This window comes from Microbacterium sp. (assembly GCF_029263575.1).
In the GTDB taxonomy this organism is placed as follows: Bacteria; Actinomycetota; Actinomycetes; order Actinomycetales; family Microbacteriaceae; genus Microbacterium.
In genome coordinates this window covers 1-7,023 of record NZ_JAJUFV010000147.1, presented here as the reverse complement: position 1 = coordinate 7,023, position 7,023 = coordinate 1, and the positions used below count along the sequence as shown (strand labels likewise).

Sequence of the window (7,023 nt, the reverse complement as noted above, 5' to 3'; positions counted from 1 at the left end):
ATGACAATGACCCCCGAGCAGGCAGCCTGGTTCCAGGGAACCTTCCATCGCCTCGTCGAGAACATCGACAAGGCGGTGCAGGGCAAGCACGACACCATCAGCCTCGTGCTGGCAGCGATGCTCGCCGAAGGCCACGTGCTGCTGGAAGACGCACCCGGCACGGGCAAGACGAGCCTCGCCAAAGCCCTCGCGGCCACCGTGCAGGGCACGAGCTCGCGCATCCAGTTCACGCCCGACCTGCTTCCCTCTGACGTCACCGGTGTGACGATCTACGACCAGCAGACCCACAAGTTCGAGTTCCACCGGGGCCCGATCTTCGCGTCGATCGTGTTGGCCGATGAGATCAACCGCGCATCCCCCAAGACGCAGTCGGCGCTCTTGGAGGTCATGGAAGAGTCACGTGTGACGATCGACGGCGTCACGCACGAGACGGGCCGTCCGTTCCTCGTCATCGCGACGCAGAACCCGGTCGAGCAGGCCGGAACCTACAAGCTGCCCGAGGCGCAGCTCGACCGCTTCCTCATCAAGACATCGATCGGCTACCCCGACCTCGCCGTGACCGAGAGCATCCTCGCCGGAGCATCCGATCGCAACCCCTCGTCGAGTCTGACCGCGATCATCACCACCAGCGCCGTGGCGGACATGGCTGACCTGGGCGCCTCCGTGCACGTCGAGCCGGCCGTGCTCCGCTACGTGGCCGAGCTCGCCGAAGCGACCCGCAATGACAGCGGTGTGCGCCTGGGTGTGTCGGTGCGCGGTGCGATCGCGATGGTTCGACTGGCGAAGGTGTGGGCTGCCGCCCACGGCCGTCACTACGTGCTGCCCGACGACATCAAGGCACTGGTTCGCCCGGCCTGGCAGCACCGCCTGCTGCTGGATGCCGAGGCGGAGTTCGCCGGTGCGACGGCTGATGTCGTGGTTGCCCGCGTGCTTGAGGATGTCGCGGCACCGCAGGCGCGAACGGCTGCGTGATGACGTCACAGACGCTGCCCGCCGCGCCGGAGATCGAACGCGACGCCGGATGGCGGGACATCGCGGCGGTCATCGGCGCGCGCATCGGTGCGCGTCTGCTGAAGATCACCAGCGCCATCCGCCCGCTCGCCTGGGTGCTCATGGGCATGGCCGTGGTGCTGTGGATCACGGGGCAGAGCCTGGGCTGGGTCGAGCTGACCCTGGCCGCCATCGTCATCGCGATCACCGTGGTGCTGTGCGCGTTCTTCCTCATCGGCCGCACCGAGTATGACGTCGACCTCGACCTCGCCCGAAACCGCGTGGTCGTCGGTGAGCGCGCTGTCGGCGCCCTGACGCTCTCGAACCCGAGCAGCCGCGCCATCCTTCCGTCTCGTGTCGTGCTCCCGGTCGGGAGCGGGCGCGGAGAATTCGGCATCCAGCGGCTCGCGCCGGGGGAGAAGGCCGAAGAGCTGTTCGCGATTCCCACCCAGCGCCGCGGCGTCGTCAAGGTCGGCCCGGTCAGCGTCGTACGCGGCGACCCCCTCGGACTGTTCGAGCGCGCACATCGCCGTGATGAGCCGGTCGATCTGTATGTGCATCCGAAGACCGTGCTGTTCGACGGACAATCGCTCGGGTTCCTTCGCGATCTGGAAGGGCTCCCCGCCGCGGACCTCTCGCGCGACGACGTGTCGTTCCACGCGCTCAACGAGTATCAGCCGGGGGACGACCTGCGGCACGTGCACTGGCGCTCGACCGCACGCACCGGCATCATGATGGTTCGCCAGTACGAAGAGACCCGCCGGTCGCACTTCGTGATCGGGCTGTCCCGCTCGTCGGGTGACTATGCCACCGAAGTCGATTTCGAGCTTGCGATCTCCATCGCCGGATCCGTCGGTCTGCGTGCGATCCGGGACTCACAGCGAGTCGACGTGCGCGTGCAGGGCCGCGAACTCAGAGCAGAAACGGGCAAGCAGCTGCTCGACTCGCTCTCGGCCGTCGAGAACAGCAAGCCGCGCGAGGGAAGCGTCTCCGAGCTCGCCGGCGTCATCGCCGCGACCGCTCCGCTGGCCAGTGTCGTCGTGCTCATCTGCGGCACGAAGGTCAGCACGGAAGACCTGCGCCGCGCGTGCGCGCGGTTGCCGTTCGGCGCACGTGTGATCGCTGTCGTCGCCGACACCACCATCGAAATTCCTGCGCTGCGCCGCATTGCGGATGCCGACGTCGTCAGCGTCGGCGCGCTGGAGCAGATCCCCCTCGCCCTCCAGAAGGTGCTTGCATGACCGCGCCCGCTGTTCCCCCTATCTCTGTGCGCCGCTGGGGTCTGAACCTCGGTGCTGTCGTGCTGCTGCTCGGCGTCTCTGTAGCCGGATTCTGGCCGAGCTTCGCTGGCGGTAGCTACCTGCTCGCCGCGATCGGCGGTGTCCTGCTCGGGATCGCCATCGCCGCGGTTGCCGCGTGGCGTCGGTGGGGCATTCTCATCATCGCCGGAATGACCGTGCTCGCCTACTTCGTCTTCGGCGGTGTACTGGCCCTGCCGCATACGGCGATCGCCGGTTTCATCCCGACGCTCGACACGCTGCAGCAGCTTGCCGTCGGCGTCGTCACGTCGTGGAAGCAGATGCTCACGACCGTGGCCCCGGTCGCTGCGCCAGACGGGCACCTCATCGTTCCGTTCTTGCTGCTGCTGGTGTCCGCCGTGCTCACGGCATCCCTCGCCCTGCGGTTGACGCAGCCGGCCTGGGCGCTGATCCCGGCCGGTGCGCTGCTTGCGATCGTGATCGCCCTCGGTACCCCCGAGCCCGCCGTACCGATCATCCAGGGCACCGTCTTCGCGCTCGTGAGTATGGCCTGGCTGGCGCTTCATCAGATCTGGGCACCGCAGAATGCCGCGGTCTCGGTCAGCGAGGTCGACCCCTCCCGCGCCAACCACATGCGGATGCGCCGGCTGATCTCGGGCGTCGCCGTGCTCGCCGTCGCGGGGACGGCAGGAGTTGCCACGAGCGCATTCACCGCGCCCTCTGAGGCACGCCACGTGCTGCGCGATGTGATCATTCCTCCGTTCAACGTGCAGGACTATCCCTCGGCGCTGCAGTCGTATCGCGGACACGTTCGAGACAACGCCGACGAGGCGCTGTTCACCGTGCAGGGCCTGCCCGAGAAAGCACGCGTGCGTCTGGCGACGATGGACGAGTTCGACGGCCAGGTCATCAACGTCGTCGACGGAGGGCCCGGATCGTCGAGCGCGTTCACCCCGATCCGCTCCAACATGTCGCCGGATGCCGAGGGCATCCCCGTCACTCTTCAGATCGAGATCGGCGACTACGCCGATGTGTGGGTGCCGAACGCCGGAGAGGTGAACGAGTTCACTTTCGAGGGTGAGGACGCCGAGACGCTGCGCCGCAGCACCTACTTCAGCACCGGCACCGGAACGGCCGTGGCGACGACAGGGCTGAGCGCGGGCGACAGCTACACCGTGCAGACGGTGATCCCGGCCGAGGTCACAGACGAGCAGATCGACGACGCCGCCTTCGGAACTGTGCGCTTGCCCAAGAACGAGAACGTCCCGGAAGAGCTCACCTCGCTCGCCGCCGAGACGGTGTCCGAGGCGGAGACCCCGATCGAGCAGGCTCGCGCGCTGGAGACCTTCCTGTCGGAGGATGGCTTCTTCAGCCACGGGCTCGAGGGCGAAGTCATCTCACGCGCCGGGCACACCTCCGAGCGCATCTCGACCCTCATCGGCGGCGACCAGATGATCGGCGACGACGAGCAGTATGCGGTCGCGATGGCATTGCTGGCCGGCGAGCTCGGTATCCCTGCCCGTGTCGTCATGGGCTTCTACCCGGCCGAAGAACAGCAGGGCGCGGCCGAGTTCACGGCGACCGGTGACAATATCCACGCCTGGGTCGAGGTCAATTTCGAAGGATTCGGCTGGGTGCCGTTCGACCCGACACCGCCGGAAGACCAGGTGCCCAACGACCAGAACACGAAGCCTCGCGCCGACCCGAAGCCGCAGGTGCTGCAGCCCCCGCCCCCGCCCCAGGAGCCGGTGGATCTGCCGCCGACGCTTCCGGACGACCGTGAATCCGAAGACGAGTCCCTCAATATCGCCGGGATCATCGGCGCGATCCTGCTGATCGGCGGCATCTCGCTGGGCATTCTCGCGCTGCTGCTGTCGCCGTTCATCATCATCGGCGCCTGGAAGGCATCCAGGCGCCGCTCCCGCCGCGCAGCAGCCCTCACAGCCGACCGCATCGCGGGCGGCTGGGACGAACTCACCGACCGTGCTGTCGACTACGGGGCACGTTTGACACCGGGAGCGACACGAGGAGAAGAAGCCGTGCTCGTGTCGGACTCGTTGTCGGTGCCGACGGTGACCACGCTCGCCGGTCGCGCTGACGCCGAGGTGTTCGGTCCGAGCGAGCCGACGCAGGAAGACGTCGACGCCTTCTGGAACGAGGTCGACGAGATCGTGGTCGGGCTCGGCAGCGACGTCGGATTCTTCAAGCGCATGAAAGCGCGTCTCAGCCTGCGCTCGCTGCTGGGCGGATCCGCGCTGTCGAACGGCTTCCAATCGCTGAAACAGAGCGCCACCGCGCGCGTTCGGCGAGAACCTGGCACCATCAAGAGCAACACATCCGCAGCACCCGAGAGCGAGACACCATGAGTCAGTTGACGTTTGGCACCGTCGCCCCGACGTCGAGACGGGCGGTGGCTTATATCATCGACGCCCTGATCGCCGGGGGCCTCGCTGTCGTACTCAGTATCATCCTCGTCATCTTCGTGACGATCGGTGGTGTCGACGGGGCGCTCGGCGTGCTGGCGATCGGCGGACCGCTCATCTGGCTGATCATGATCGGCTGGTTCGTCGTCTACACCCTGATGCAGAGCGGTAAGGGCTCGATCGGCATGCGAGCGCAGAAGCTTCGCCTCGTGCAAGAGACGAACGGCGCCGCGCTCGGATTCGGCCGCACGCTTGTGCGCAACATCATCTTCGGGCTCTCGGCAAGTATCGTCGTGGGCTACTTCACCCCGCTCTTCGACGGCTCGGGGCGCTTCCAGGGCTGGCACGACAAGGTGGCGAAGTCGCTGATGTTGGATGCTCGAACCAGCCCCGCACCCGCGACGCAGCCGACGCGGGTTCCGCCGCGGCCTCAGCCCCCGGTAGCGGGCCCACAGCCGGCCGCCGCGAATGCGCCGGCGTCGAACCCCGCGTTCGGACAACCACCATTGCCGAACAACCAGTTCCAGCACCCGCAGGCGCCGCAGCTGCCGTACCTGCAGCAGGGCGCCGGGAACCTCGCGACCGGTCAGCCGGGCGCTCCTCAGCCGACCAGCCCGCAGCCTGCCGGCCCACCGATTCCCGGACTCACTCCCGCACAGAGCAACGGATTCGCGGCCCCGCCGCAGGCTCCACGTGCGCCTGAGCAGGCACCACCCGCGCAGCCGTTCGCCGCGCCGCAGCAGCCCGCGGCGCCTCAGCAGCCGGTCGCGCCGCAGCAGCCGGTCGCACCGCCGCAGCAGCCGGTCGCCAAGCCGCCGCTTCCGGCCGACGACCCCGTCATCGCATTCGTGCCGGGAATCACGCAGGATGCACCGCCAGCGCGGAACACCCCGGCCGCCGAGCCCGCCCCCGCCGAGCCCGCCCCGGTGGCGGACGACGCATCCGCCCCCGAGCAGACGCAGCTGCGCGGCGAGATCGCTGCGAACGAGCAGGTCGTTCAGGACGCATCCGACATCGAAGACACCCGTATCAGCATCCCCGGCCACCGGCTCGTCTTCACCTGGGACGACGGCACCCGCGTCACGGTCTCACAGCGCACGATCTTCGGGCGCAACCCCGCGCCCGAAGCGGGAGCGGTCATCGTGCCCGTGCGTGATGAGACGCTGTCGCTGTCGAAGACGCACTTCGAGGCCGCTGCCGAGGCATCCGGTGGGTGGATCATCGACCGCAACTCCACCAATGGCACCGCCGTCGTGCGCGACGGGCACCGCACCGTGTGCACACCGGGTGAACCCGTTCGCATCCGCCTCGGCGACGCGATCGAGATCGGCGATCGCATCGTCACGGTCGGAGGCTACGCATGAGTGCACCCCTGATCGTCTCTGCGGGTTCCTCGACGCACATCGGTCTGCGGCGCTCGCTGAACGAGGACTCGATGCTCGCGAGTTCGCCGGTCTTCCTCGTCGCCGACGGCATGGGCGGCCACGAAGCAGGAGAGCGCGCCAGCGCCGCTGTCGTCGAAGAGTTCTCGCGCTACATCGGGCGGCCCAGCCTCGACATCGACGACGTGCTCGAGATTCTCAGCCGATCCCGTGCCGCGGTCGATGAACTGTCTGCATCGGCGATGGGGCGCGCCGGAACGACGCTGAGCGGGGTGGTTCTCGCGGACGTCGACGGCATGGGCTACTGGCTCGCCTTCAACATCGGTGACTCGCGAACCTACCGACTCTCGGGTGGCGAACTCGAACAGATCAGCGTCGACCACTCGGTTGTGCAAGAGCTGCTCGAATCGGGCGAGCTCACCGCCGAAGAGGCTGTGAAAGACCACCGCCGCAACATCATCACGCGCGCGATCGGCGCCGGAAGCACCGGAGACGCCGACTTCTGGATGTTCCCGGCCGAGCGCGACGATCGGATGCTGATCTGCTCTGACGGGCTCTCCTCAGAGGTGCCGGACGAGCAGATCCGCGAGATTCTCAGCGTGGAGGCCGACCCGCAGACCGCGGCGGCCGCGCTGATCGATGAAGCAGTCAGCGCCGGAGGCAGAGACAACGTCACCGTCGTGGTGGTCGACGCTGTCTCGGTGGCTTCTCGGCCCGGCGTGCAGATGCGCGCTGACGACGACATCGATGAGGAGACCCGGCCCCGCGAGGCCGTAGCAGGAGGGATGAGCTGATGCAGACGACCTACCGAGCGGGAGACTGGTACATCCTGGTGTCGCCGGGCGTCCTGATCGCGCTGCCGCCAGAGGCACCGCACGATCTTGTCACGGGCCTGTGGGAGCGCGAGCGCGCGACAGGAGACCTGGCCACGGTGATCGATGCGCTCACCGATCACGCCGCCGGATCGAT

At 67.8% G+C, this 7,023-nt stretch carries 5 protein-coding genes; all 5 read left to right on the top strand.

Going from position 1 to position 7,023, the window contains the following annotated elements; translation table 11 throughout:
• On the top strand, nt 1-972 hold a 972-nt coding region (locus Q1J95_RS12900), incomplete at its 5' end, for a MoxR family ATPase (protein ID WP_300268192.1).
• Entirely contained in the window at nt 972-2,231 is a 1,260-nt protein-coding gene (locus Q1J95_RS12895; protein ID WP_300268189.1) for a DUF58 domain-containing protein, read from the top strand. The genes Q1J95_RS12900 and Q1J95_RS12895, both read left to right, overlap by 1 nt.
• Complete coding sequence (locus tag Q1J95_RS12890) at nt 2,228-4,615, top strand: transglutaminase domain-containing protein (RefSeq protein WP_300268186.1); 2,388 nt, start codon at nt 2,228-2,230, stop codon at nt 4,613-4,615. The genes Q1J95_RS12895 and Q1J95_RS12890 overlap by 4 nt, the downstream gene beginning before the upstream one ends.
• Nucleotides 4,612-6,036 carry an RDD family protein gene (locus Q1J95_RS12885; protein WP_300268183.1) on the top strand — a complete coding sequence of 475 codons (1,425 nt, stop codon included), beginning with the start codon at nt 4,612-4,614 and terminating at the stop codon, nt 6,034-6,036. The genes Q1J95_RS12890 and Q1J95_RS12885 overlap by 4 nt, the downstream gene beginning before the upstream one ends.
• The gene (locus tag Q1J95_RS12880) at nt 6,033-6,848 is read left to right on the top strand and encodes a protein phosphatase 2C domain-containing protein (protein WP_300268180.1); all 816 of its coding nucleotides are present in this window, start codon (nt 6,033-6,035) and stop codon (nt 6,846-6,848) included. The genes Q1J95_RS12885 and Q1J95_RS12880 overlap by 4 nt, the downstream gene beginning before the upstream one ends.
• Nucleotides 6,849-7,023: the final 175 nt, after the last annotated feature.

Bases quoted from the DNA above. Each gene is read 5' to 3' on its own strand.
- Q1J95_RS12895 (WP_300268189.1), top strand. From the start codon at position 972: ATGACGTCACAGACGCTGCCCGCCGCGCCGGAGATCGAACGCGACGCC.
- Q1J95_RS12890 (WP_300268186.1), top strand. From the start codon at position 2,228: ATGACCGCGCCCGCTGTTCCCCCTATCTCTGTGCGCCGCTGGGGTCTG.
- Q1J95_RS12885 (WP_300268183.1), top strand. From the start codon at position 4,612: ATGAGTCAGTTGACGTTTGGCACCGTCGCCCCGACGTCGAGACGGGCG.
- Q1J95_RS12880 (WP_300268180.1), top strand. From the start codon at position 6,033: ATGAGTGCACCCCTGATCGTCTCTGCGGGTTCCTCGACGCACATCGGT.